Annotated in this window: 21 protein-coding genes; 11 read left to right on the top strand and 10 right to left on the bottom strand. The window is 71.6% G+C overall.

The genetic code is table 11. The features are described from left to right. Positions 1-3: 3 nt before the first annotated feature. Positions 4-600, top strand: a complete 597-nt coding sequence (locus ABGA98_RS10630; protein WP_347618030.1) for a TetR/AcrR family transcriptional regulator — start codon at positions 4-6, stop codon at positions 598-600. Here the strand turns inward: ABGA98_RS10630 and ABGA98_RS10625 are convergent. The 4 genes from ABGA98_RS10625 to ABGA98_RS10610 all read right to left on the bottom strand — a co-directional run bounded on the left by ABGA98_RS10625 (position 589) and on the right by ABGA98_RS10610 (position 4,023). Then, the gene (locus ABGA98_RS10625; RefSeq protein ID WP_347618029.1) at positions 589-1,440 is read right to left on the bottom strand and encodes a hypothetical protein; all 852 of its coding nucleotides are present in this window, start codon (positions 1,438-1,440) and stop codon (positions 589-591) included. The genes ABGA98_RS10630 and ABGA98_RS10625 overlap by 12 nt on opposite strands. A 16-nt stretch (positions 1,441-1,456) precedes the next feature. Further along, on the bottom strand, positions 1,457-1,756 hold the full coding sequence (locus tag ABGA98_RS10620) for a DUF4193 domain-containing protein (RefSeq protein WP_090929286.1): 300 nt from the start codon (positions 1,754-1,756) through the stop codon (positions 1,457-1,459). A 309-nt stretch (positions 1,757-2,065) separates the two neighbouring features. Next, complete coding sequence (locus ABGA98_RS10615; RefSeq protein WP_347618028.1) at positions 2,066-3,373, bottom strand: HAMP domain-containing sensor histidine kinase; 1,308 nt, start codon at positions 3,371-3,373, stop codon at positions 2,066-2,068. Next, positions 3,370-4,023 carry a response regulator transcription factor gene (locus ABGA98_RS10610; protein WP_347618027.1) on the bottom strand — a complete coding sequence of 218 codons (654 nt, stop codon included), beginning with the start codon at positions 4,021-4,023 and terminating at the stop codon, positions 3,370-3,372. The genes ABGA98_RS10615 and ABGA98_RS10610 overlap by 4 nt, the downstream gene beginning before the upstream one ends. Before the next feature lie 234 nt (positions 4,024-4,257). On the opposite strand from ABGA98_RS10610, the gene ABGA98_RS10605 reads away from it, so the two are divergent. Next, complete coding sequence (locus tag ABGA98_RS10605; protein WP_165974805.1) at positions 4,258-4,422, top strand: hypothetical protein; 165 nt, start codon at positions 4,258-4,260, stop codon at positions 4,420-4,422. A gap of 115 nt (positions 4,423-4,537) precedes the next feature. On the opposite strand, the gene ABGA98_RS10600 is transcribed toward ABGA98_RS10605, so the two are convergent. Both ABGA98_RS10600 and ABGA98_RS10595 read right to left on the bottom strand, forming a co-directional pair. Next, positions 4,538-5,326, bottom strand: a complete 789-nt coding sequence (locus ABGA98_RS10600; RefSeq protein ID WP_347618026.1) for an inositol monophosphatase family protein — start codon at positions 5,324-5,326, stop codon at positions 4,538-4,540. Further along, positions 5,326-7,308, bottom strand: coding sequence for a S9 family peptidase (locus tag ABGA98_RS10595; protein ID WP_347618025.1), 1,983 nt, complete (start codon positions 7,306-7,308; stop codon positions 5,326-5,328). Before ABGA98_RS10595 ends, ABGA98_RS10600 begins: the two co-directional genes overlap by 1 nt. A gap of 237 nt (positions 7,309-7,545) precedes the next feature. Between ABGA98_RS10595 and ABGA98_RS10590 the strand changes: the two genes are divergently transcribed. Further along, positions 7,546-8,511 (top strand): ferrochelatase, encoded by a 966-nt coding sequence (locus ABGA98_RS10590; protein ID WP_347618024.1) that lies wholly within the window; start codon positions 7,546-7,548, stop codon positions 8,509-8,511. 3 nt (positions 8,512-8,514) lie between these two features. Here the strand turns inward: ABGA98_RS10590 and ABGA98_RS10585 are convergent, their stop codons facing one another. Then, positions 8,515-9,702: a lytic transglycosylase domain-containing protein gene (locus ABGA98_RS10585; protein ID WP_347618023.1), complete on the bottom strand. Its 1,188-nt coding sequence runs from the start codon at positions 9,700-9,702 to the stop codon at positions 8,515-8,517. Between the two features lie 93 nt (positions 9,703-9,795). Between ABGA98_RS10585 and ABGA98_RS10580 the strand changes: the two genes are divergently transcribed. From ABGA98_RS10580 to ABGA98_RS10570, 3 genes are all read left to right on the top strand, one after another. Further along, entirely contained in the window at positions 9,796-10,992 is a 1,197-nt protein-coding gene (locus ABGA98_RS10580; protein ID WP_347618022.1) for an MFS transporter, read from the top strand. A gap of 61 nt (positions 10,993-11,053) precedes the next feature. After that, complete coding sequence (locus ABGA98_RS10575; RefSeq protein ID WP_347618021.1) at positions 11,054-11,782, top strand: polysaccharide deacetylase family protein; 729 nt, start codon at positions 11,054-11,056, stop codon at positions 11,780-11,782. Between the two features lie 43 nt (positions 11,783-11,825). Beyond that, entirely contained in the window at positions 11,826-13,103 is a 1,278-nt protein-coding gene (locus ABGA98_RS10570; RefSeq protein ID WP_347618020.1) for a D-arabinono-1,4-lactone oxidase, read from the top strand. On the opposite strand, the gene ABGA98_RS10565 is transcribed toward ABGA98_RS10570, so the two are convergent. Beyond that, positions 13,079-13,915 (bottom strand): hypothetical protein, encoded by an 837-nt coding sequence (locus ABGA98_RS10565; RefSeq protein WP_347618019.1) that lies wholly within the window; start codon positions 13,913-13,915, stop codon positions 13,079-13,081. The two genes, ABGA98_RS10570 and ABGA98_RS10565, sit on opposite strands and share 25 nt — an antisense overlap. 90 nt (positions 13,916-14,005) lie before the next feature. On the opposite strand from ABGA98_RS10565, the gene ABGA98_RS10560 reads away from it, so the two are divergent. Together ABGA98_RS10560 and sepH are read left to right on the top strand one after the other, a co-directional pair. Then, positions 14,006-14,965: a protease inhibitor I9 family protein gene (locus tag ABGA98_RS10560; protein ID WP_347618018.1), complete on the top strand. Its 960-nt coding sequence runs from the start codon at positions 14,006-14,008 to the stop codon at positions 14,963-14,965. Positions 14,966-15,125: 160 nt separating this feature from the next. Continuing rightward, positions 15,126-17,642 carry a septation protein SepH gene (sepH, locus tag ABGA98_RS10555; RefSeq protein WP_347618017.1) on the top strand — a complete coding sequence of 839 codons (2,517 nt, stop codon included), beginning with the start codon at positions 15,126-15,128 and terminating at the stop codon, positions 17,640-17,642. Positions 17,643-17,680: 38 nt separating this feature from the next. Here sepH and ABGA98_RS10550 read toward each other — a convergent pair whose 3' ends face one another. Together ABGA98_RS10550 and ABGA98_RS10545 are read right to left on the bottom strand one after the other, a co-directional pair. After that, positions 17,681-19,366: a PH domain-containing protein gene (locus tag ABGA98_RS10550; RefSeq protein ID WP_347618016.1), complete on the bottom strand. Its 1,686-nt coding sequence runs from the start codon at positions 19,364-19,366 to the stop codon at positions 17,681-17,683. Positions 19,367-19,394: 28 nt separating this feature from the next. After that, complete coding sequence (locus tag ABGA98_RS10545) at positions 19,395-19,916, bottom strand: PH domain-containing protein (protein ID WP_347618015.1); 522 nt, start codon at positions 19,914-19,916, stop codon at positions 19,395-19,397. Positions 19,917-20,532: 616 nt separating this feature from the next. Here ABGA98_RS10545 and ABGA98_RS10540 point away from each other — a divergent pair. The 3 genes from ABGA98_RS10540 to ABGA98_RS10530 all read left to right on the top strand — a co-directional run bounded on the left by ABGA98_RS10540 (position 20,533) and on the right by ABGA98_RS10530 (position 25,209). Further along, positions 20,533-21,060: a YbhB/YbcL family Raf kinase inhibitor-like protein gene (locus ABGA98_RS10540; RefSeq protein WP_347618014.1), complete on the top strand. Its 528-nt coding sequence runs from the start codon at positions 20,533-20,535 to the stop codon at positions 21,058-21,060. A 184-nt stretch (positions 21,061-21,244) separates the two neighbouring features. Beyond that, entirely contained in the window at positions 21,245-22,888 is a 1,644-nt protein-coding gene (locus ABGA98_RS10535; RefSeq protein ID WP_347618013.1) for a hypothetical protein, read from the top strand. Between the two features lie 77 nt (positions 22,889-22,965). Further along, positions 22,966-25,209, top strand: coding sequence for a SulP family inorganic anion transporter (locus tag ABGA98_RS10530; protein ID WP_347618012.1), 2,244 nt, complete (start codon positions 22,966-22,968; stop codon positions 25,207-25,209). Position 25,210 lies beyond the last annotated feature (1 nt).

The following is a 25,210-nucleotide window of genomic DNA, read 5'->3' as shown; positions in this document are numbered from 1 at the left end:
GACATGGCCATCCCGACCCCCACCCGCCAGCGCCGGCGGGGGCACGACCCCGAGTCCGTGCTCTCCATCGCCGTGAGCGTCTTCAACGAGCGCGGCTACGACGGAACGAGCATGGAAGATCTGGCCAGAGCGCTCGGCGTCACCAAGTCGGCCATCTATTACCACGTGCCCGGCAAGGAGCAGCTGCTCGGCCGGGCCCTCGACCGGGCGCTCGACGGGCTGTCCGAGATGGTCGCCGACGAGCGGGCCACCTCGGGCCCCGCGATCGAGCGCCTGGAGTGGGTCGTGCGGCAGAGCGTGCGCATCCTCGTCGACCGGCTGCCCTACGTGACGCTGCTGCTGAGGGTGCGCGGCAACAGCCGGACGGAGCAGGTGGCGCTGGAGCGGCGGCGGGAGTTCGACGCCTTCATCAGCCGCCTGGTCAAGGAGGCGGCGGCGGAGGGGAGCATCAGGCCGGACCTGGATCCGGCGCTCGTGACGCGGCTGTTGTTCGGGACGGTCAACTCGATCGCCGACTGGTATCAACCGTCGCGCGGCGCCTCGTCGGACGACGTGGCCGACGCCCTGCTCACGATGGCGTTCACCGGGTTAAGGGTCTAGCTCGTCGTGCTTGTTGCGGCCGAGCTCGCGGGGCTCGCGGGGCTCGCGGAGCTCGGGCTGCTCGCCGGCGGGTAACGTCCGCTTGACGCGCAGGTCGTCGCGTACGGCCTGGCCGAGTTTCTTGGTCGCCATCCGGTTGAGCGTGCCGCCGGCGACCGCTCCGGTGAGGAACGGGCCCAGCGTGGTCAGGTGGCGGCCGAGCGTGCGGAGCAGGCGGTTGCGCAGGGCGGTCTTCGTGGCGGCGCCGAGGGCGATCGAGACGGAGGCGGGGGTGAGGGGGTCGATGCCTCGCTGCTTGGCCCAGGCTGCCGTGAAGGCGACCGCGCGCTGTGCTCCTGTGCCCGGGACGTGGACGCCGTAGACCTCGTGCAGCTCGGCCAGGAGCTTGACCTCGACGGCGGCGACGACGATGGTCTCGGCGACGAGCTGGGCGGGGGCGGAGAGCAGGAGAGGTGGTGCTGCGAACTCGGCCGCCGCGAGCGCCCCGCCGATGGCGCCGACGGTCATCGTGGCCTTCTGGGCGGTGCGTACGAGGTCGTCGGCGAGTTCTTCGCCGGTGAGGCCGTGGTGGTGATCGGAGAGGGTGCGCAGGTCTCTGATCGGGATGCGGGGCGCGATGTTGAGGAAGACGTCCGCCAGCCAGCGGCCACGGCCCGCGCCGGTCACGCGTGCCCGCTTCGCCCCGGAGGACAGGGCCTGGGCTAGACGGCCGAGCAGCCTGCGCCGCTCGGCCGGCTCGAGCTCACCCGGCCCGGTGAGCTTGCCTACGAGCTCGCCGACCTCGCGATCGGGGTCGGCGATCTCGTTGCCCTCATGATGTTCTCTCTCGGTCTCGGCCACGCGATGCCTCCTCTGACTAGGCGGCGCACTCCCGGCAGACCTGCTGGCCGTTCCTCTCGGAGGCCAGCTGGCTTCGGTGGTGCACCAGGAAGCAGCGCGAGCAGGTGAACTCGTCCGCCTGGCGGGGGATCACCCTCAGGGACAGCTCTTCGTTCGACAGGTCGGCGCCGGGCAGCTCCAGCGACTCGGCCAGGTCGGTCTCGTCGATGTCGATGCTGCCGGACGACTTGTCGGTGCGCCGCGCCTGGAGTTCCTGGAGGCTGTCCTCCCCCAGGTCGTCGTCTGTCTTGCGCGGGCTGTCGTAGTCGGTAGCCATTGTGCTTACTCCATCCCCCTCATCCATATGTCTTCGCGCTCGTCGCGCGTCTTCTAACGTCCGGGAGGCCCGTCTTGTGCCCGTTCCGCCGGAGAGATTTCCCATCGGTACCCCGAGGAAACGGACAACGAACCTCCCAACACGTCAGGGCCTGCTGCCGAGGGCAATGGTTAGCCAAATATGGCGAAACCCACAGCCTTGGCGTCATGCACCACCGTGTTCGACGGCACATCCAACCACATGTGCGGCACCAATGAGACGCCCCCCGCTCCTCAACACGCGCACGAACACGGCGCGGCGGCGTGCGCGTCAGCGTCTCGGAAGCCGAATGGTCACGACCAGCCCTCCACCATCACGCGGCACGGCGGTCACATTTCCGCCGTGGGCCTGTACCACCGCACGAACGATGGACAGCCCGAGACCCGATCCCTTGGCCGAATCCACCCGGTCGGAGTGGAGCCTCCTGAACGGCTCGAACAGGCTGTTCACCTCGTACGCCGGGACGTGCTGTCCCGTGTTGGCCACCTGAACAACCAAGGCACCGTCCGCCATTCCCGTCCGGATCCACACTTTTCCGTTTTCGGGAATGTTGTACTTCACGGCGTTCTCGAGCAGGTTGCTGACGGAGCGTTCCAGCAGCACCGGGTCGCCTATGGTAGGCGCGCTGACCAGTTCGGTCGTTACGGTGACCCCGTGTTCCTGGGCGAAGGGCACGACCTGTTCCACGGCCGTCTGAGCGACTTCCTGAACGTCCAGCGGTTTGCGCACCGCGAGTTCGCGCTCGCTCCTGGCGAGCAGCAGGAGGCCTTCGATGAGCTTCTCGTTACGCGCGTTTACTTCGAGGAGGGTACGGCCGAGCGCTTTGAGGTCCTCCGACGCCTCGGGATCCGACAGGGCGATCTCCAGGACCGTCCGGTTGATCGTGAGGGGGGTGCGCAGTTCGTGGGAGGCGTTGGCCACGAATCTGCGCTGGGTGTCGAAGGCGATGTTGAGCCTGGTGAGCATGGCGTCGAAGGTGTCGGCCAGCTCCTTCAGCTCGTCGTTGGGGCCCTCCAGGGCGATGCGCTGGTGGGCCAGGGTGCTCTCGGAGAGCTTGCGCGCCGTGCCGGTCATCTGCGCCACCGGCCGCAGCGCCCGGTCCGCGACGAAATAGCCGATGATGAGCGCGAGGATGCCGACGCCGAGCAGCGCGAGGAAGGCGCTGCCGAACAGGGCGTCGCGGGCGTCCTGCACCGCCTGCCGCTGGAACTCCCGCCACGCGGCGTCGAGCCGGGCGTTCTGGACGGGATCGAGCCCCCAGTCGATGGAGGGCCACGCGTAGTCGATCGCCGAGCCGACGATGACATAGACCGAGAACAGCAGCACGGCGGCGGCCGCGAAGACGAGCGCGCCGTAGGTGAGCGTCAGCCGCCACCGGATGCTGACCCTGCCCGGCAGGTCCTTCATCCGCTCCATCGGCGTGCGCTGCACCGGTGCCTGCGCCGGCGGGGGTGGGCCGTCCCAGGACCGCGGCCCGGCGGGCGGCGGCGCCTCCTGCACGCGTGTCGCCTTCCTGGCGGAATGCGGGCTGATCATCGGATGCGTCGGCCCCGCCTGCCGCTCTGGCCGTTCAGTCACAACTTGTACCCCACCCCTGGGACGGTCTCGATCACCTGAGGCTCGCCCAGCTTCTTCCTCAACGTCATCATGGTCACGCGGACCACGTTGGTGAACGGGTCGATGTTCTCGTCCCAGGCCTTGTCCAGCAGGTCCTCCTGGCTGACCACGGCGCCTTCGGCGCGCATCAGCTCCTCGAGGACCGCGAACTCCTTCTTGGTCAGCACGATCTCCTTGCCGTCGCGCTGCACGAGCCGCTTGCCCGGGTCGAGCCGGACTCCGGCCCGCTCGAGGACGGGCGGCAGCGCGGGCGCGGAGCGGCGGCCGAGCGCGCGCACCCTGGCGACCAGCTCGACGAACACGAACGGCTTGGCGAGGTAGTCGTCGGCCCCCAGGCCGAGCCCCTCCACCTTGTCGTCCACGTCGCCCGACGCGGTCAGCATGAGGATGCGCGAGGCGGTCCGCTGCTCCACCAGCCGCCGGCACACCTCGTCACCGTGCACGACCGGCAGGTCACGGTCGAGCACGATCACGTCGTAGTCGATGTACGAGGTGCGTTCCAGCGCGCCCCCGCCGTCATAGGCCACGTCCACCGCCATGGCCTCGCGCCTGAGCCCTGTCGCGATCGCGTCGGCGAGCACGCGCTCGTCCTCAACCACCAGCACCCGCACGCCTGGCACACCTCTTTCCGGTTCCGGTCCCACATTCTGTCCACAGCGTCGATAAGCGCACGGTAAGGCATGTCAAGGGGTTGGTGACGCCAGGGTGAGACAGAGCACGGCGAAATTCATGTTTCGGAGGAGGATGACCCGGGGTATGCCTGCGGGACACCCATCGCCCGGACATCAACCGGCAATGGGCGTGCGTCGCTCCCACACGAGTCGAACCCCTAGAGAGTAGGTGAGATGGGCGAGTTCACGACCACGATCGAACACCGCCTCGACCAGGCTTACAAGGGCCTCCGTGAGGCCCGCAGCGTCGGCGACGACTACCTCGCCGACACGCTCACCGCCGAGATCGAGGATCTGCGCCGGCTGGCCGACGATCATGGCATCCCCTTGCCCCGTTGACCCGATCGAAACGGCCGGAGCCCTTCGCTCCGGCCGTTTCGTCGTTTCCGGGCCCGTCGCGCCCCTCCGCACGAGGTCGCTCAGGGCCGTTCACGCGCCCTGACCTCGGGGACGTTCAGGCGTCCCGCTCGGGGTCGACCGGCGCGAGCAGGTCGTGCAGCTCCTCGAACAGGCCGGGCGCGGCGCACAGCGCGAAGTCCGGGCTCACCGGCCTCCCGTGCAGCCCGCCGAGCCTGGCCCCCGACTCCGTCGCCACCAGGCCGGCCGCGGCGAAGTCCCAGTGGTTGATGCCCCGCTCGTAGTACGCGTCGAGGCGGCCGGCGGCCAGCGAGCACAGGTCGATCGCGCACGAGCCGCCACGCCTGATGTCACGCACGCGCGGCAGCACCGCGGCCACCACCTCGCCCTGGACGGCGCGCCTGCTCACCGAGTAGCCGAAGCCGGTCGCCACCAGCGCCTGCGCGAGCGGCACCCCGGTGGTGCAGCGCAGCCGCTCGCCGCCGAGCCAGGCGCCCTCGCCGAGCGCGGCGGTGTAGACCTCGCCGCGCTGCGCCGCGTTGACGACCCCGGCCACGACCTGGCCGTTCACCTCGACGGCGATCGACACCGCCCAGTCGGGCAGCCCGTACAGGAAGTTGACGGTGCCGTCGATCGGGTCGACGATCCAGCGCACGTCGGACTCCCCGGGCGCCTCGCCGCCCTCCTCCCCCAGGATGCGGTCGCCGGGCCTGGCGGCCAGGACGCGCTCACGGATGAGCTCTTCCGACGCCTTGTCCAGGATGGTGACGACATCGGTGGGGCTGGACTTGGTCTCGATCTCTCCGGACATGGTGGGCCGTTTGGCGAGGAGCATGTCGCCCGCCTCGCGGGCGATGTCCTCGGCCAGCCGCAGGAAGTCGGTCATCAGGCCACCGAGTCCGGACGCTTCCACTCCTGCCCCAGCACGTGCTGCGACAGGAAGGCGAGCACCGTCTCGTACCAGGCGACGGCGTTGCCCGGCTTGAGGATCCAGTGGTTCTCGTCGGGGAAGTACAGGAACTTCGCGTCCACCTCCGTACGCCGCAGGTCCCACCAGAGCCGCAGGCCCTCGCCGATGGGCACGCGGTAGTCCTTGTCGCCGTGGATGACGAGCAGCGGAGTGGTGATCTTGTCGAGCGAGTTGTGCGGCGACAGCAGCGAGTAACGCTCGGAGCCGGGCTCGCCGAACTCCCGCTGCCAGTACATGGCGGCGTCGGTGGTGCCGGCGAACTGGTCGAGGTTCCACAGGGAGGCGTGGGTGACGATGGCCTTGTAGCGGTCGCTGTGGCCGGCCAGCCAGTTGGCCATGTAACCGCCGTACGAGCCGCCCATCGCGCCGATGCGCTCGGCGTCGATGTCGTCCCTGGCCAGGGCCACGTCGACGATCGCGTCGAGGTCGGCCTGGGTGCGCGGCCCCCAGTTGCCCCAGCCGCGGTCGATCATCTCCTGGCCGTAGCCGGTGGACAGGCACGGGTCCGGCATGAGGACGGCGTACCCGTGCGCGGCCATGATCCACGCCTGCCAGCGCCACTGCCAGTCGTTCCACGAGGCGACCGGGCCGCCGTGGATCCACAGCAGGAACGGCGCCGGCGCGTCGGCCGAGGCGCCCTCCGGCAGCACGAGCCAGCCGCGGATCGTGGTGCCGTCGTCGGCGGTGGCGGAGATCTCGGTCAGCGTGCCGGGCACCTCGGGGCGGGGGGCGGGCGAGGGCAGGTCGGCGATCTCGCCGGTGGCCACGTCGATCCTGGCCGGGCCGGGCGCGATGCCGACGCCGCTGCGCAGCGCGTAGAGGGCGTGGCCGTCGGCGGAGGCGGCGAGTCCCGCGTAGGAGGCGTCGTCCTGGGTCAGCCTGACCACGTCACCGGGCCCGGCCACGGGGACGCGGAAGACCGGCCGGCGTCCCTGGTGGTCGGCGGCGAGGTAGACGGCCGAGGAGTCGGGCGCCCACTCGACGGCCGCGGGGAACAGGTCGGGCGCGTACGCGCGGCCCTGCCCGGTGGCGAGGTCGGCGATCCACAACTCGATGCGCGCCGAGACCTCCAGGCCGGTGAACCGCTCGCGGGAGCAGGCGATCCGGCGGCCGTCGGGCGAGATCGCCAGCGGGCCCGAGAAGTCGTGACGGTCCTCGCTGACCAGCACCCGCCGCTCACCCGTGGCGACGTCGATGGCCACGAGGTCGGTGCGCCACTCGCCCTTCGGCAGGTAGGTGCGCCAGGTGGAGATCACGGTGGCGCCGTCGGGGGTCAGCTCGAAGCCGCACTCGCGCAGCGCCTCGCCCGCGTCGGGGGTCAGGTCGCGTACGTCCTCCAGCCGGTCGTCGCCGAGCCGGGCCGCGAACAGGCGCGTGCGCCCGGGGCCGAGGTCGTGGTCCCAGTAGCGGACCGGGTAGCTCTCGAACAGGACGGCGCTGATCCCGGCGTCCTTGCGGGCCTTGCGCCGCTCCTCCTCGGTGGCCGCCTCGCCGTCCAGCACGTCGGCGGCGAACACGACGACGTCGGCCGCCGTGCGCACCGCGCCGATGCCGCCGGGCCGGGTGGCCACCTGGCGGGCCTCGCCGCCCGCGCGGGGCAGCAGCCACAGCGAGGCGACCTCGTCGGTGGAGTCCTTGACGGTGGGGTCGGGGCGGGCCGAGGTGAACAGCACGTCGCCCGCGCCGGTGAAGACGGCGCCGGACTCCCCCTTCGCGGAGCGGGTCAGGCGGTGCGGCTCGCCGTCGACGGGGATCGCCCAGAGCGCGGTGCCGTACGACTTGCCGTCGGCGTTCAGGGACTGGACCGCGGAGATCAGCCTGGAGCCGTCGGGCGAGAGCCGCAGCGAGAGAACCCGAGGGATGGCCACATAGTCACGTATGTCGTTGAATGCGCTCACCCGATCGAACCTACCTGTCCACGGCCTCACCGCGTGAGGCGGCTCGGTCGCCGATCTCCGTTTCTATGGCCTCACCGCTTCTATGGCCTCACTGCGTGAGGCGGCTCGGTCGCTGATATCCGTTGCCTTCCCTCGTCGCTCTGGTCGCTGCGCTCCCGCCGCTCCTCAGTCCAGGCAACGGCGCTCCCTCGCGGGCCGGAGAGGGGGTCGGCGGCACTCCCGCATAGGGTTTGTCACGTGGGAACATACGACGCCCTGCTGGTCCTGTCGTTCGGCGGTCCAGAAGGCCCTGACGACGTGCTGCCGTTCCTGGAGAACGTGGTGCGCGGACGTGGCGTGCCGCGCGAGCGGCTGCTCGAGGTGGCCGAGCACTATCAGAGCTTCGGCGGCATCAGCCCGATCAACCAGCAGAACCGCGACCTGGTCGAGGCGCTGCGCCCGGTCGCCGGCGTGCCGGTCTACTGGGGCAACCGCAACTGGCACCCGTTCGGCGAGGACGTCGTGCGGCAGATGAAGGCCGACGGGGTCGAGAAGGCGGCGGTCTTCGCCACGTCGGCGTTCGCGGGCTATTCGAGCTGCCGCCAGTACTACGAGGACATCGCCCGGATCTCCGTCGACGGCGGACCCGAGCTGGTCAAGATGCGCCACTACGGCGAGCACCCGGGGTTCGTGGCCGCGATGGCCGACCACACGCGCGCGGCGCTGGAGCGGCTCGGGCTCCGCGGCCACGACGACGCCAGGCTGGTGTTCACCGCCCACAGCATCCCGGTCTCGATGGCCGAGACCGCCGGCCCGTCCGGCGGCCTGTACGAAGCGCAGCTGCGCAGGAGCGCGGAGCTGGTCGGCCAGGCGCTCGGCCGCACCCCGCCGTGGGACCTGGTGTGGCAGTCGCGCAGCGGTCCGCCGCAGGTGCCGTGGCTGGAGCCGGACGTCTGCGACTTCCTGCGCGAGACCGACGCGCCGGCCGTGGTGCTGGTGCCGATCGGGTTCGTCTCCGACCACATGGAGGTCGTCTACGACCTCGACACGGAGGCCAGGCAGGTGGCCGCCGAGCGGGGCCTGCCGATGGAGCGGGCGGCGACGGCCGGCACGCATCCGCGGTTCGTACGGATGGTGCGCGAGCTGATGGACGAGCCGGAGCCACGGCCCTGCCCCCTGACCTGCTGCCCGCCGCCCCGCCGCGGACCCCGGGCACAGGCGTAGGTCTCAGGCGTAGGTGCGGGCGTAGGCCTCGGCGATGCCCATGACCTTGTTCACGTATTCCCACGAGTGGTTGTAGAACCAGATCGCCTTGCGCAACTTCTCGCCGCCCTTGCCCGCCCCGTTGGCGCACAGGTAGTTGGCGGCGCCGGGCACCGCGTCGTACGGGCTCCAGATGTCGGCCTTGCCGTCGCCGTCGCCGTCGACGCCGTAGTGCTTCCAGGTGGCGGGCATGAACTGCATGGGCCCGAGCGCGCCCGCGCTCGACGGGCCGTTGTTGCGGCCGTGCCCGCTCTCCACCTGGCCGATCGCGGCCAGCACCGTCCATGACAGGCCGGGGCAGCGGGTGGCGGAGGCCTTGTAGAGCTCCAGGTAGCTGCCGGGCCTGCCCACGTTGACGCTCTTCGGCTGCTGCTGCTCCGGGACCCGCTTCTTCGCGGCGCGGTCGGCGGCGTCCAGCAACACGATCTGGGCGTCCTTGCCGAGCAGCCTGCGCACGCCCGACTCGCTGATCTTGCCCGGCTTGCCGTGCAGCAGCACGGCCACGCCGGGCGCGAATCCCAGCGACCTGCCCAGTTCGGCGCTCACCAGCCCGTCCACGCCCTTGAGCCCGAGCGTGGCCGAGGCGGCGACGCGCAGCCTGGGGCCGCCGTCCACCTGGTACATGGCGCCGAGGACCATCCCGTACTTGCGCATGGTGCCGGCGTCGGCCACCAGCTCTCCCCTGGTCAGCGCGCTCCAGACGCCCGGCTGGTCGGCGACGGGCTTCGGCGTCCACGAGCGGAAGTGGGAGGGGTCGACGGCGAGCAGGTTCAGCCCGGTGCCCGACACCTTGACCGCGCCCGCGTCCACCACGATCACCTTCTGCACGTGCGCGAGCTCGCCGAGGCGGAACCGCGTCTGCTTGGGCACGGCGGCCGGGGTGATCGCCAGCACGCGCGGCGTGGTCGGCGTGACGCTCGGGCCGCCCTCGCCGAAGTCCTTGACCGGCTCGGCCGAGGGCACGATCTGGTCGAGGCGGGGCGTGGGCGAGGATGTGGGGCGGGGCTGCTGCGGGCGCGGGGCGCGTATCGAACCACTGGTGCTGACCAGGTCGTCGCCGAGGATCACCACGACTCCACCGGCCGCGACGGTGACCACGAGCACGGCGATGACCATGAGCATGACCGCGCGGAACGAGGGAAGACCGGACACTCGGCACACGTTAACCCACCCGCCGGAAATATCACTTGCCGTCCGGACACTCGGTGCGCGATGGTTAGGTTCTTGAAGTAAGGGGGAAACGGCGTGGTCGGGCCTTACCGGGGATTGTTCGAAAGGCCCGGCACCACAGGGTTCGTGCTGGCGGGGTTCGTCGGGCGGATGCCGATGTCGATGCTCGGCATCGGGGTCGTGCTGCTGGTCCAGACCCTGACGGGCTCGTACGCCGTCGCGGGCGCGGTGGCCGCCACCACCAACGTGTCGTTCGCGATCGCCGCCCCTCTGTCCGGCCGCCTCGTCGACAGGTTCGGCCAGAACCGGGTGATCCCGCCGTTCGCCCTCGTCAACGCCCTCGCGCTGACCGCCCTCATGGTGTGCGCCGGGTACGGGCTGCCTCACTGGACCCTCTACGTCACGGGCCTGCTGGTCGGGGCCACCTCGCTGTCCATCGGCTCGATGGTGCGGGCCCGCTGGTCGCTGATCCACGGCGGCTCCGGCAGGCTGCACACCGCGTTCGCGTTCGAGTCCGTCGTCGACGAGGTGACCTTCGTCACGGGTCCCGTGCTCGTCACGATGCTCGCCACGGCCGTCAACCCGTTCGCCGGGCTCACCGTGGCCCTGCTCTGCATGCTCTTCGGCTGCCTGGCGCTGGCGGCGCAGCGGCGCACCCAGCCGCCCGTGCAGCGGCTCGCGTCGTCGTCGGGCAGGCCCATCCTGATCCCCGGCATCGCCCTGCTGTCCTGCGTCTTCCTGGGACTGGGCGCGGTGTTCGGGTCGGTCGACCTGATCACGGTGGCGTTCGCGGAGGAGCACGGGCTGAAGGCGGCCGCGGGGCTCCTGGTCGGGGCGTTCGCGGGCGGGTCGATGGTGTCGGCGCTCTGGTTCGGGTCGCGGCACTGGAAACTTTCGCTGCGCGGACGGTTCGTACGCTCGCTCGGCCTGCTGGTGGTGGGCCTGCTGCCGATCATGTTCATCGGCCATGTGGGGATCATGGCGGGCGCGCTGTTCCTGGCCGGCTGCGCCATCTCGCCGACGCTGATCACGGGCTTCTCACTCACCGAACGGCTGGTGCCTCCGTCGCTGCTCACCGAGGGCATGGCGTGGATCTCGACCTCCATCGGGTTCGGCGTGGCGATCGGCGCGTGGGCGGGCGGGCGGCTCACCGAGGCGTACGGCGCGTCCAACGCCTACGGCTTCGCCCTGGGGGCGGCGGCTCTGGCCGCGGTCGTGGGAGTCGCAGGTTCGGGTCTGCTGAGAATTCCCGAGGCTCCTTCACCCGCGTAGAGCTGATCCGCTACCGTCGGGACATCCCTCGCAACACCCATCACATTGGAAGCTACGAGTTATGTCCCGACAAATCAGTTCACTGCTAGCTATCGCGGCTGTCTGCGTCACCCTCGCACCGACGCCCGCACTGGCCCAGGCCCCCAAGAAGGAGGTCGACTGCACGCAGGTCAAGTGCGTCGCCCTGACCTTCGACGACGGACCGAGCAAGTACGCGGGCCAGCTGCTCGACACGCTCAAGAAGTACGACGCGAAGGCGACGTTCTTCCTTGAGGGCCAATACGTGAAGAGCCGCCCGTCCTACGTCAAGCGCATGGTCGCCGAGGGCCACGAGCTCGGCAACCACAGCTACACCCACCCCGACTTCCGCAAGGTCGAGAAGTGGGACGTCAGGGCCGAGATCAAGAAGACCCAGGAGGCGGTGAAGAAGGCGGCGGGCGTCGAGCCCAAGCTGCTGCGGCCGCCGTACGGCATGGTCGACCTGGCGGTCTCCGACGTGGCCGTCGAGTTCGGCATGCCGATCATCCTGTGGACCGGCGGCAACGAGGACTGGAGTTCCAAGAACGCGACCGCCATCAAGAAGAAGTCGATGGAGGTGGCCAAGCCGGGCAGCATCGTCCTCATGCACGACTGGGTGAAGCAGACCGTCGACTCGATGCCGGCGATCGTCAAGTCGCTGCAGAAGAAGGGCTACCACCTCGTGACGGTGTCCGAGGTGCTCAAGGCGCAGGACGTGAAGCTCGAGCCCGGCGACGTCTTCCCCGTCCCCGCGGGCTGGGAGAACAAGTGAGCCTCGCCCGCGACTGACCGGGCGAGACGGTGAAGGGGTGCTCATGACCTTCGTGAACTGGGCGCGCAACCAGTCGGGCACCCCAGCGGAAGTGCGTACACCCGCGTCCGTCGCGGACGTCGTACGCGCGGTGCGTGACGCCGCCGCCTCCGGGCGGCGGGTCCGCATGGTCGGCACGGGCCACTCCTTCACCGGAGTGGCCCTCACCGACGGCATCATGCTGCGCCCGGCCGCGCTGACCGGGATCAGGTCATGCGCGGGCGACCGCGTCACCGTGCTGGCGGGCACGCCGCTGCGGGTGCTGAACGAACTGCTCGACGAACGCGGCCTGGCCCTGGCGAACATGGGCGACATCACCGAGCAGACCGTCGCGGGCGCCATCCAGACCGGCACCCACGGCACGGGACGTGACAGCGGCGGGCTCGCCGACCAGGTCACCGAGCTGGAACTGGTGCTCGCCGACGGCTCGGTCGCGACCGTCTCGCCCGGCGACGACCTGTTCGACGCCGCCCGGGTGGGGCTGGGCGCCCTCGGGGTGCTGACCGCCGTGACGTTCCGGGTGGAGCCCGCGTTCCTGCTGCGCCACCGGCGGCGCAAGCTGCCGCTCAGCGAGATCCTCGGCTCGCTCGACGCGCTCACCTCCGCGAACGAGCACCTCGACTTCTTCTGGCTGCCGCACACCGACGCCTGCCTGGTCAAGACGGGCAACAGGGACGCGGGCCCGGCCCGGCCGCCCGGCGCCGTCAGGTGGTGGCTGGACAACGTGTTCCTGGAGAACACCGTCTTCGGCGCGGCCTGCGCGCTCGGGGCCCGTGTCCCCCGCCTCATCCCGCGGATCAACGAGGCCAGCGCGGCCGTCCTGGGCGACTCGGAGTCGGTGGACACGTCGTACAAGATCTTCACCGCGCGGCGCGACGTGCGCTTCCTCGAGATGGAGTACGCGGTGCCCCGCCAGCGCCTGGCCCAGGCCCTGCGCGAGACGCGGGACCTCGTCGAGCGCATGGACTGGAAGATCACCTTCCCGGTGGAGGTGCGGGTCACGCCGCCCAGCGACGCCTGGCTGTCCACCGCGTACGGCCGCCCGTCGGCGTACGTCGCCTGCCACGTCTACCGTCCGACGCCCAACCCGGCGTACTTCGCGGGCGTCGAGGAGATCATGACCCGGCTGGACGGGCGGCCGCACTGGGGCAAGCTGCACACCAGGGACGCCGCCTCCCTGGCCGGGGCCTACCCCCGCTTCGCGGACTTCCGGGCGCTGCGCGACCGGCTCGACCCGCGGCGCCTGTTCGGCAACGCCTACCTGGACGTCGTGCTCGGATAGCCGGAGGGCGTGTCCGCCTGGTCGGCCTGATCGGGGCGCTCCGGGCCCTCTTCCAGCGCCGGCGGGGTCAGCGGCGGCTCATCGGACGGCGCCGGCACGCCGGGCTGGTCGTCCACCGCGGGCGGCGTGGTGGCGGAGGCCGTGGGGGACGGCTTCACCGTGACCGTCTTCGTGGGCTCGGGCCTCCGGGACGGTGTTCTCGTGGGGGTCTGCGTGGGCGTCGGCGTGGCGGGCTCGCGGGTCACCCTGCTGCGCTGGTACGCGGGCTCCCGGGTGGGCCGCTCGTCCTCCTCCCGCTGGTCGACCGGCGCGTGGCGTTCGTCCGCGCCCTTCGGGTGCTTGCCGGTGACCTGCTCGTGCACCGTCTGCCGGGTCACCGCCTGATAGACCAGGATGCCGCCCATGCTGAGGGCGAACACCACGGCCGCGGCCACCCCTAACCGCGTCCACGACGGCAGGCGCCAGACCGGCCCGACGGCCGGCATGACGAGCGTGGACCCCTCGTCGCCCGCCTGTTCCGCGGGCTCGTGCCCGGCGGGCCCGTCTCCCGCGGGCTCGCCCTCGGCCTTCCGCCCGACCAGCGTGCGCTGCCTGACCCGGTCCGACGTACGCGCGAGATAGTGCGTGTAGACGGCGCCCGCGATCGTGCTGGCCACGCTGACGACCGCGGCGCCGATCACTGTCCCCGCGACGCCGAGATAGGAGGCGGCCACGGCCGCGGTCACCGCGGCCAGGGCGCTCCCCATGATCTGTGGGACGGTCAGCTCAAAAGTCCGCTGCTCGCCGCTCATCCCCCGGATCAGTCCCCTCATGTTGTTGTTCGGTAAAAACTTTCCCGGGAATAGACGCGACGGCGTGTCCCGATGTTCTTGTGACGTGCGCGACAGGCACCCTCGTAGCTCGTGCCCCGACGACTCGGCCTGCCCTCCGTTTACCTCGCCGCGGCTGTGGCCACGGCCGCCGCGACCGCCATCCCGCTGGCCATGACGCCCGCCTCGGGAACCGCCCTGCGCCCCGCCGTGACCGAACCCGTCCGGCCCTACATCGTCACCGCCCGCGGCCGTGGCGCCGCCCGCGCCCTCGTCGGCGAGGCGCGATGGCGGGTGCGCCGCTACTACACCGCGGCGCTGCCGGGATTCGCCACCTTCCTCACCGCCGCCGAACTGGCCGAGCTCCGGGCCGACCCGCGGGTGCGCGCGATCGAGGCGGACCGGCAGATCCATCCCATGGCGAGCAGGAGAGCCGAGCCCCCGCCGGCCGGCCCGGCGATCGGAGCGGCCACCGGCGCCGGCACCACCGTGTACGTCGTGGACAGCGGCATCGACCCCGGACGTCCCGAGTTCGGCGACCGGACCTGGCGGGCCTTCGACGCCACCGGCGGCACCGGGCACGACTGCGCCGGCAACGGCACGCGCACCGCGGGCCGCGTCCACGCCGTCGCCCCCAGGGCCCGCATCGCCTCGGTACGCGTGCTCGGCTGCGGCGGCTCGGGCACGCTGGCCGACGCGCTGGCGGGGCTCGACTGGATCCGCAGGCACGCGCGCGGCCCCTCCGTCGCGAACCTGTCCATCGACGGCGCCGGCTCCCCCGCCCTCCGCGCCGCCGTACGCGCTCTGGTGCGATCGGGTGTGTTCGTCGTCGGAACAGCGCATTCCCGGACCTGTCAGGTCACCAAGGGCGGAGTCGCGTACTCCGCCTACGCTCCGTACATCGCCGGCGCCGCCGCCCGGCACCTGCACATCCATCCGGCCGCCCATCCATCCGTTGTGGCCTCTTGGCTCAAGTGCGCTCCGGCGCGCGGCGAGATTCGCCAGAATCCCTCAAGGGCCTCTAACCTCCTCATGCGCGACGGCGGGTTCTAGAGGGATGGATTCCACGAATGTGACCGGCGTCACATCGCCTCGGGACTATCCCAGGAAGGCGATGTTCGGACATGCCGGGTACGGTGCTGGCAGGCAACCGGCACACGCGAGAGACTCAAGGGTCCGGGGGAAGAATGGCGACGCTGACGAAAGGACTCGCATGCAGGAGCTCCGACTCGTCGCGGTGAGTGAGGACGGCACCTATCTCGTGCTGGCTACTGCCGGGCGGGGTACGCGCTTCACGCTTCCCGTGGACGACCGGCTCCGTGCTGCCGTCCGCGGCAACTTCTCCCGTCTCGGCCAGTACGAGATCGAAGTGGAGAGTCCGTTGCGCCCCAAGGAGATCCAGGCCCGCATCCGCGCCGGAGAGACGGCGGAGGAGATAGCCGCGACCGCCGGGATCCCGGTCGAGCGAGTCCGCTGGTTCGAGGGGCCGGTGCTGCAGGAACGCGAATACGTCGCCCAGCAGGCGCAGCGGGTGTCCGTACGCATGCCCGGCGAGTCCGCGCCGGGCCCGACCCTCGGCGACCTCGTCGCCGAGCGCCTGACCAGGCGCGGCGTGCCCACCGACGAGATCGACTGGGATTCCGCCAAACGCGACGACGGCCTGTGGCGGGTCAAGCTCGGCTACGTGTGGAACGGTCACACCCGTCACGCCGAATGGCTCTTCGACCCGCGCAAGCGCCACGTGACCCCCCACGACGACGAGGCCCTGCGCCTGTCGTCCGCCGACTTCGACCCCGAGCCTCCCGTGGTCGAGGACACCACGGTGACGCCGTTCGCGCCACGGGTGGCCAAGCTGCAGCCGGTGCCGCCGCTGTCCTCCGACGCGCTGCCGTTCCCTCCGGTGTCGCGGCGCGAGCCGGAGGAGCCCGCGGTCGGCTACAACCCGCCGCCGAGGTCGTCCGAGACGGCGTACGCGCGGCCTTCGGAGCCGCCGTCCCGCGGCACGCCGTCGCGCGATGCCGCGTCCCGCCACGATCCGCCGGGCGGGACGACCCATCGCCACGACCCGTCCCGCGACCCCGGCCACCGCCAGGCCCCGCCTTCGCGCGAGTCCGCCTTCGGCCACGACCCCGCCGGGCAGGCGGGTCCCCGGCAGGAGCCGTCGCGGGACCCCGGCCACCCTCCGTCGCGCGACCCCGGCCACCGCCAGGAGCCTCCGTCCCGGGAGTCCTTCCGTCCCGAGTCTCCCGCTCGCGAGACCGGCCACACCCGCCCCGGCGACACCTCGTCCCACCGCGGCGGGTCGTCGACGTGGCTGCCCGACTTCGGTCCCGGGCGCGCGGGCGAACGTGACACCGATGCCATCTACACGCCCGCCGCACCCACCTCTGCCACGCCACCACCGGCGTCCCCGCACCCGGAGGTCACCGAAGAGGCGACGGCCCAGCCGGTCTCCCAGGACGCGCCCGCCGCCCAGCCGACCGGGGAAACACAGCCGGTCACGGAGGCCCGGCCCTCCGCGGAGACGGTTGCCTCCGTCGAGACCGAGACCTCCCCGGAGCGGGATGCCCGGCCAGAAGCGGCCCCGCAGCCCACCCAGGAAGCCGCGGTCCAGGAGGCGGAGCCGGACGCCACCGTGGAGTCCGGCGCCACGCCTTCACCAGCCGCCGGCTCCGAAGAGCCGGCCGCCCCCGACGATGCCGTCCAGCCGAGCGCCGTGGCGGCAACGGCCACAGCACCGTCCGTCGCCGCAGAGGCGGCTCCTTCGCCTGCCGAAACGACGCCGTCCGGCGCGGACACGACGTCCGAGTCGACCACCACGGACACGACCAAGCTGACGGACCCGGCCAACCCGACGGCTGACCCGGACACGACGATCCCGGCCGACCCGGCCAACCCGACGGCCGCCCCGGACACGACGATCCCGGCCGACCCGGCCAAGGCGACTGCCGCCCCGGACAGGGCGACCGCCGCGGACGCCGCGGAGCCTGCCGAAACTCCGGCCGAAACACCCAGCGGCTCGGACGCGAAGCCCTCCGACGCCGCGAAGGCCGTGCAGGAGCCCGAGACGCCCGGCACCACACAGGCCGAGACGCCCGGCACCACGGAAGCGACGACCTCCGACGCCACCGCCGCCACACCGTCGAACGCCGACCCGACCGCGACGCCCGGCACGGCCGAGGCCACGACCTCGGACGCCCAGAAGCCGGCGGTCGCCGAGACCGAGACGCCGGGCAGCGGAGACGCCGAGCCCACCGCCGCCGAAGCCACCGGCGCCGTGGCCGCCGACCCCCAGAGCGACACCCAGCCGGAGACCCAGGCCGACACCCAGGCGGAGGGTGAGGTGTCGGAGTCGGCGGATGCTCGTCCGTCGAGCGCTCAGCCCGCCGCCCCGGAGACCGAGACCACGGCCGAGACCACGGCCGAGAGCCGGACCGAGGAGGCCGCGGGGAGGATGGCCGAGCCCGAGGAGGTCGCCGGGGAGGCGAAGCCGCCGGCGCCCAAGCCGAAGCCCGCTCCGAGCCCCAAGCCGAAGCCGTCGGTGCCGGCGGCCCGCGCGGGCAAGGACACCGACAAGGGCAAGGGCAAGGGCAAGGACGAGCCGGCCGTGCCGGTGCCCTCCCCGCCCCCGGCCCCGGCCGCCCGTCCGGCGCGCAAGGGCTCCAGGGGCCGCAGGGCTTCGGTCCCGAGCTGGGACGAGATCATGTTCGGCGCCCGCCGCCAGGACTGATCAGGCCACGCACGGGCGGGCACTCCCCGCGCCCGCGCTCAGCGGGTGGGTGGGGCCGGTGGTTCGAGGAAGGGCGCGAGCCATTCCGGCGTCACCTCGGCGGGGAAACCGGCCCCTTGCGCCTCCGACACGTCGAGCGCCGAGTAGCCGCCCTTGCCCGCCCCGACCCCGGCGATCAGCGTGAGGACGCCGGCACGCCGCTGGAACCACGTCTGGCGCAGCCGCCAGCCCACCACCGCCCGGCGTTCGACCACGGCCTGGGAGCGCCGCAGCGATCCTGAACGCACCGACAGGCGCGCCCCGTCGTAGCCGTGCCCGAGCGACGCGTACCGGTCGAGACCCAGCGGAACTCCCGCGGCGACCAGCAGCAACGCCAGCACCAGGAGGATCTGCCACACCACCGAGCCGGTCGCCCAGATGCCTGCGAGGCTCACCGCCACCACCAGGAGCCAGGGGGCGACGGCGCGGAAGAGGCGCCGGCGGCGGGCCACGGGCGGGTGGGGGCGCAGCCGGGCGCGGAAGGGGCCGATCGCGTCGCCGGTCACCTGGAAGGCCACGGCGCGGGGAACGTCGGGCAGGAGTTGCCCGCGGGTCTCCGAATCGCCGAGCCCGGTCACGATGGCCCAGGCGCGTACGACGCGGGCCCACCGCTCGGCGAGGCCGTCGACGATCTCGTAGCCGCGTACGCGCGCCGACTCCAGCGACACGCTCCGCCGGTTGATCAGCCCTCGCTCGGCCACGAGGTGGCGACCGCGCCGTTTGAGGGAGAAGTCCCAGTTGAAGACCGCGTACATCAGCCCGCCCACGAACGGCATCGCCAGCACCAGCAGCAGCGCCGCGACGAGCAGCAGGTAGGGGCGTTGCCAGAACCACTCCCCGACGGTCAGGGCGGTGTCCCGGCCGAACCCCAGGTCGTCCCCCCACTGGAACGCCAGCCCCACCGCACCGCCGAGGAGCGCGAAGGGCGTGAGCAGGTAGGCGCCGGACAGCGGCCCGTACAGCAGCCACCTGCGCGGGACGCGGATGATCTCCTGTTCGGCCTGCTCCGCCTCCTGGACGCCGGGCTCGTGGCCGACGGGACGGGCCGCGCGGCGCAGGAGGACCGCTTTGAGCCGTTCGGCCTCCGCCAGGGAGACCCCGTTGAGCTCGGCCTCCTCGTCGCCCCCGCTCGCCCCCGTGTCGATCTTCAGTACGGACAGGCCGAGCAGCCGGTGCATGGGCGGGGTGGACACGTCGACGCCGCGGATCCGCTCCAGCGGGATGGTACGGACGGACCGGCTGATCAATGCGCGTTTCGTCTCCAGGCGGTCACCGACGATCTCGTACGTGAAGGTGGCCCACCTGATGATCGCGAACACCACGGTGCCGACCACGCCCATGGCCGCCCATCCGTACGAGCGGGCCGAGAAACCGCCCACGAACAGGACGCCGACCAGGGGGAGCAGGAGGGAGGGCAGCATGCGCACCGGATCGATGAGCAGCACCTTGGGGCTCAGCCGCAGCGGCGCGCGGGCCGGGGGCGGAGGAGCGCCGCCAGGGGCCGTGGACGGACCGTCGCCCGGGTGCGAGCCCTCGGCCCGGGGCCGGGAGGACGCCGGTCGGGGGTGGACGCCGCCTTCGGGCGCGGGCCGGCCCTCCGCGTCCGGCGCGGTGGCCCGGTCCGGCGGAGGCGGGTCGCCGGGTGAGGGCCCGGGGCCGTCGTGAGGTGCGCCGTGGCCGGTCATCGCGTCTCCTCAGGCCGTCCTGACACGGTCATGTGGCATCGTCCCTGAGCTGCTCCGCCCGGTGCGCGAGCTGCTCCGCGAGCCCGGCCGCCACGCCGTAGTCGAGGCCCTTGATCGTCGAGGAGCCGGCATGGGACGCGGTGCGGATCTCCAGCGTGGCCAGACCGAGCATCCGCTCCAGCCACCCCTGCCCCTTGTCGACCGTCTGGATGCGGCTCACGGGCACGAACACCCACTCCCTGGTCAGGAACCCCGACCTGGCGTAGACGACGTCGCCTGAGAGCTCCCAGCGGTGCACGGCGTACCGTACGAACGGCTCGGCCACCAGGAACGGCAGGAGCAGCACCACCACCGCGGCGGGCAGCAGCCAGGAGTTGTCGGCGTACCAGCCGGGGACCCACCACCACTGGCGGCCGTCGAGCCACCCGGACACCAGGAGCGAGCCGCCCAGGAAGAACACGAACGCGATCAACGACTCGAACAGCCACAGGCGGATGGCCTTGGGCGAAACGCGATTCGCCGGATCACGGATCGGGCCTGATGAGGTCACAAGACCAGCTTAGGGCGCGAATCAGGCATGGAGATCGGCTTGCGGGCGGTAAAGATCGACCGGCCGTCCCGGCGTGTCTGCCGACGGCCCTCATGGGCAGGTGCCATGCTCGGTGGCGGCCGGCCGCAGGCTGTCGAGCCTGGCCACGTCGGCGGCGCCACGTACGTGCCAGCCAGGTCCGGCGAGCGCAGGACCGCACCACAGCGCGAGCGCCCTCACGCACGTGGCGGCCGCCGTTCGCGCCCGCGCCGCATGATCGCCGCTTTCTTTACCGTTCGGAACGATCTGGCGCACCTGATTTTTCCGTGTGGGCGGCAATCGGCATGATGTCCGTCTTGTCGGATCACCGTACGAGATCGCGCCCCAAGTCCTGCAACAGTGAACCAGCAGGCCAGAAAGGGTCCCGCAGGGTAGCCGGATTCGGGTCCCTCCAGAAGGGGAGGGGCGTGCTTGTGTCCAACCTCACGGCCGGGATGCCGTGATTCTGACCGGTTTCGGTTCCTTTACTGGCCACCGACCATCGGGAAACGGTCTGCACACCGCCGAGACCCGCGTAGCATCGTCCGTCATGGGGCTGTGTAACACGGCGACACGCGTGCGCCGCATCGTTGTCAGTGTGACAGCGGTGACCGTCGCGTTCGCGCTGTCGGGCTGCAGCAGCCTCATCGGCAGATCACAGGCCGAGGACATCGCGGAGGTCAATGTCTCGAGCCCGGAGTTGCGCGAAGGCGAGCCGCTGCCGCGCGATTACTCCTGCAAGGGCACCCAGGGCAGCCCGCCGCTGCGCTGGTCGAGCCAGCCGCTGTCCAGGGCGAAGTCGATCGCGATCGTGGTCGACAGCCATACGTCATCGACGTCCACCGTGCACTGGGTGCTCTACAACATCCCGGCGACCACGACGGAGCTGGGCCCCAACGCCGCCCAAGAGCCTCCGGAAGGGGCCGGGCAGGCGCCCTTGCCGGGTGGGAAGGCGGGCTACGATCCCCCCTGCGATGCGGGCAGCTACCGCTTCACCGTCTACACGCTGAACGGCAAGGTCAAAAGGCGGGAGGGAGCCCCTCCCCTCGACCTTCCCGAGATCTTGAAGCAGATCGCGGACCAGACCATAGCCCGGGGGCGGCTCACCGCGGTCGACATGCAGTGAGGGGTCGAACACGACGTGTAGCACTGATGTACCAATTCTTCACGTAGGGTGTGACAACCCTCATAGTGGTCCGACAGAATCAGATCCAATCGTTAGGCACTGGTGATCAAAGGGGGCAGATCGCGTCGATGGCCGCGCGATCTCATCGGTGCCAAAGGGAGGCCATGGCTTTGAGGGTGGTGCAATGATCGCGGTCGTAGTGAGCTTGGTCGCTGTCGTGCTCCTCGTGCTCGTCGTCGTGGCACTGGGCATGCGTTCGATGAACCGCAGGGAGAGCTCGCTTCCTCCGGAACGGCTGAAGGAGATGGCCGAGAAGGAGGAGTCGACCCACGCTCGTTCCACGGACGAGTTCGCCGCGCACGAACCGCGGATGAACAACTTCAGTCCCGACTTCAGCCCGATCGACCAGCCGAAGGCGCCGAAACCGGTGCGCACCGGTCAGCGTGGCCGGCGTGGCGTCGACGAATGGGGCAACCCGACCTCCGACGACGAGGACGAGGAGTTCTGGGCCAACATCCGCAGCGACGCGGAGGAGGGCGGCTTCGGCGCGGGTGGCACCGTGGCGGCCAGGAAGGGCGCCTCCCGTCCCGTCGAACGCGAGCGTCCCACCGAGCGCCGGGCAGAGCGCCGCGCCGAGAGTCCCGCCGAGCCCGGGGGCGAGCGTCCCGCGGAGCGGCAGTCGAGCCGGCCCGCCGAGCGCCGCTCGGAGCGTCCAGGCAAGCGCGCCGCCAAGCCGCGGCCCGTGGCGGCCTCCGTCGACCCCGAGGCGACCACCGTCCAGGGCCCGCTGCCGCAGCGCCAGCCGGCCGCCTCCAGCCACTCCGCCCCTCATTCCTCCGGCCTCGCCGACCTGGTCGAGCCGGCCAAGCCCGCCGTCCCCGCGCAGTCCGAGCTGGCCGACCAGCGCACCGTGACCTTCTCGGCGCCTCCAGGCGACGTGATGAGCATCCTCGCCCCGGGAGCCCAGCCGGTGCCTCCCCCCGCCCGGCCCGCCGACCCGGCTCCCTCCACGCCCCCGGTCCCGGTGTCGTCCAACACCACCTATCCGGCGCCCACCACCAGCGGCTCCTTCCCCGCGGCCGGCGGCAACGGCTCACTCTCCACCAACAGCGGCGGCTCGTTCCCCGCGACCCCTGCCGGTGGCAGCGGCTCGTTCCCCGCCGTCAGCCCCACCTCGAGCGGCAACTTCCCGGCCGCGCGGCCCGCCCCCATCCACGGCGCGCCGACGAGCGACCCGTTCCCCGCCTACAACGGCGTGGCCGACCCGCTCGACACCACCTGGACCAACCCGCCCGCGACCGGCCCGTCATCCGGCCCGTCATCCGGCTCGCCGTCGGGCTCGTGGCCGGCGTCCACGCCCGACGCCCTCGACGGCGCCTCTCCGGCGACCTCGTTCGGCGCTGTCGGCTCGTGGCCGGCGTTCGACCAGCCCGCCGAGCGTGCCGCCTACCCCGCCTCCTACGAAGTGAGCGCGGGCTGGGCCGTGGCCGACGACTCCGCCCCCCTCACCGGCCCTTCCCCCGCCACCGGCACCCCGACGGCGCCCGGCAGGACGGTCCCGGCCTACGACGACGTGCTCGCCGCTCCGACGCCGGCACCCGCCCCCGCTCCGCAGCCGTCCTCGTTCGCGTACGAGACGGGCGACATCACCACGAGCCCAGGCGCCTGGCCGGAGCCGTCGGCGGGCGGCGTTGCCGCCTCCGACACCACGTGGCAGGCGTTCGGCGGCGACGCTCAAGCGCGGCCCCAGGCCGCCTCGGGCAACGGCCGGGGCAGCCACCGCAGGAAGAGCCCGGAGCAGGACTACCCGCACGACTATTACCGGTGATGGCAGCCCTCATTAATGGGTAAAACCCACGTGAGACACGCCTAAAGCGCGGTCGACGGAGCAATAGGGTTTGCTCCATGATCCGCGACACGCACCGTATCCGGCTGAGCACGCTCCGGCATGACGTGCCGGCGTCGCTCGTGGTCTTCCTCGTCGCGGTGCCCCTCTCGCTGGGCATCGCGATGGCCTCCGGAGCCCCCCTGGTCTCCGGGCTGATCGCCGCCGTGGTGGGCGGGATCGTGGGAGGCACACTGGGCGGCTCCTCCGTGCAGGTGAGCGGGCCCGCCGCCGGCCTGTCCCTGGTGGTCCTCGATCTCGTGCACACGTACGGATGGCGGGCCACCTGCATGATCACCCTGCTGGCGGGCGCCGTCCAGCTCGTGCTCGGCATCTTCAAGGCGGCCAGGGCCGCGCTGGCGGTGTCGCCGGCCGTCATCCACGGCATGCTGGCGGCGGTCGGCGTGATCATCGCCCTCGCCCAGCTCCACGTGGTGCTGGGCGGCACGTCACAGAGCTCGGCCGTGGCCAACATCATCGAACTGCCCGGCCAGATCGCCGACCTGCACGGGCACAAGGTGGCGGTCGGCCTGCTCACCATCACGGTGCTGGCGTTGTGGACCCGCCTGCCAGGGCCGGTCAAGGCGGTCCCCGCGCCGCTGGCCGCGCTGCTCGCGGCGGCGGGCACCGCCTGGGCCTTCGGCTGGGACGTCACCCGCGTCGACCTGTCCGAGAGCGTCGGCGAGTGGGCCTTTCCCGTGCTGCCGCAGGGCGACTGGCACCTGGTCGTGGCGGCGGTGCTGCTGGTGGCGCTGCTGGCCGGCTGCGAGTCGCTGCTGTGCTCCGTCGCGGTCGACAAGATGCACGGAGGCAAGCGCGCCGACCTCGACCAGGAGCTGACCGGCCAGGGCGTGGCCAACATGGTCACGGGCGCGCTCGGCGGCCTGCCCGTCGCCGGGGTGATCGTGCGCAGCACCACCAACGTGCGGGCGGGCGCGCGTACGCGCTGCTCGACGATCCTGCACGGGGTGTGGGTGCTCATCTTCGCGCTCGGGTTCGGCTGGTCGATCCGGCTGATCCCGCTGGAGGCGCTGGCGGCGCTGCTGGTGTTCATCGGCGTGCAGATGGTGAACCTCGGTCACATCAAGAAGGTGCACGGCCACGGCGAGGTGCCGGTCTACCTCGTGACCATGGTCGCGGTGATCCTGCTCGGCCTGGCCGAGGGCGTGCTGGCGGGGCTCGCGCTGGCCGCGCTGCTCGCGCTGCGCAGGCTGACATGGGTCACCGTGCTCAAGCGTGAGGACCGCGCGGGGCGGCTGCTCGTGACGATCTCGGGCTCGCTCACGTTCCTCGGCGTCCCCAGGCTGACGCACGAGCTGCGGACGATCCCCGCGGGCACGGATGTCGGCCTCGACCTGAACATCGACTTCATGGACAACGCAGCCTTCGAGGCCATCCACTCCTGGCGGCTCGACCACGAGCGCATGGGCGGCAGGGTCCATATCGACGAGCTGCACGACGAGTGGTACGCGCTGGCGGCCAGCGGCGCGCGGATGTACCCCGTCAAGTCGCCGCCCAAGGCCCCTGACCGGTGGTGGCTGCCGTGGGCGCACCGGAGCCGTCCCAGCCTGCCCTCCGTTTCGCCGGCCGACGCGTCGTCCGAGCCGTCGGAGTGCCGGCTCACGGAGGGTGCGCGCGAGTACCACCGGCGTACGGCGCCGCTGGTGCGGCCCATCTTCACCGAGCTGGCCCGCAAGCAGCAGCCGTCGCACCTGTTCATCACGTGCGCCGACTCCAGGATCGTGCCCTCGCTGATCACGGCGAGCGGTCCCGGAGACCTGTTCACGGTGCGCAACATCGGCAACCTGGTGCCGCGCAGGGGCACGGAGCCGCACGACGACTCGATGGTGGCCGCGATCGAGTACGCCACGCAGGTGCTGGGTGTGCACACGATCACGGTGTGCGGCCATTCGGGCTGCGGAGCGATGGCGGGTCTGCTGAGCGGCGGCGTACAGGCGGGCAGCCTGCCCGGGCTGCGCCGGTGGCTGCGGCACGGCAACCACAGCCTGGCCACGTTCATCGAACGAGAGGGAGACCGGCTGCACAGCGGGGCGCTGGACGTGTTGTGCCGGGTCAACGTGCAGCAGCAGCTGGAGAACCTGCGCACGTACCGGAAGGTCGACGAGCAGGTGCGGGCAGGGAAGCTGGAGCTGGTGGGGCTCTTCTTCGACATCGGCTCCGCCAGGGTGCACATGGTGCCGCCGCTGCGTCCTGCGCTGTCCGTGAAGATGTCCGGCGGGGTGGTGATGGCGGGCGAAGATTGAC

This window comes from Nonomuraea sp. B1E8 (genome assembly GCF_039871515.1).
Taxonomy (GTDB): Bacteria; Actinomycetota; Actinomycetes; order Streptosporangiales; family Streptosporangiaceae; genus Nonomuraea.
This window is presented reverse-complemented; position numbering and strand designations above follow the sequence as displayed.

What these genes read in the sequence shown, in the direction of transcription:
- ABGA98_RS10630 (WP_347618030.1), top strand. Translation starts at nt 4, where the DNA reads ATGGCCATCCCGACCCCCACCCGCCAGCGCCGGCGGGGGCACGACCCC.
- ABGA98_RS10620 (WP_090929286.1), bottom strand. Translation starts at nt 1,756, where the DNA reads ATGGCTACCGACTACGACAGCCCGCGCAAGACAGACGACGACCTGGGG.
- ABGA98_RS10605 (WP_165974805.1), top strand. Translation starts at nt 4,258, where the DNA reads ATGGGCGAGTTCACGACCACGATCGAACACCGCCTCGACCAGGCTTAC.
- ABGA98_RS10600 (WP_347618026.1), bottom strand. Translation starts at nt 5,326, where the DNA reads ATGACCGACTTCCTGCGGCTGGCCGAGGACATCGCCCGCGAGGCGGGC.
- ABGA98_RS10575 (WP_347618021.1), top strand. Translation starts at nt 11,054, where the DNA reads ATGTCCCGACAAATCAGTTCACTGCTAGCTATCGCGGCTGTCTGCGTC.
- ABGA98_RS10570 (WP_347618020.1), top strand. Translation starts at nt 11,826, where the DNA reads ATGACCTTCGTGAACTGGGCGCGCAACCAGTCGGGCACCCCAGCGGAA.
- ABGA98_RS10565 (WP_347618019.1), bottom strand. Translation starts at nt 13,915, where the DNA reads ATGAGGGGACTGATCCGGGGGATGAGCGGCGAGCAGCGGACTTTTGAG.
- sepH (WP_347618017.1), top strand. Translation starts at nt 15,126, where the DNA reads ATGCAGGAGCTCCGACTCGTCGCGGTGAGTGAGGACGGCACCTATCTC.
- ABGA98_RS10550 (WP_347618016.1), bottom strand. Translation starts at nt 19,366, where the DNA reads ATGACCGGCCACGGCGCACCTCACGACGGCCCCGGGCCCTCACCCGGC.
- ABGA98_RS10535 (WP_347618013.1), top strand. Translation starts at nt 21,245, where the DNA reads ATGATCGCGGTCGTAGTGAGCTTGGTCGCTGTCGTGCTCCTCGTGCTC.
- ABGA98_RS10530 (WP_347618012.1), top strand. Translation starts at nt 22,966, where the DNA reads ATGATCCGCGACACGCACCGTATCCGGCTGAGCACGCTCCGGCATGAC.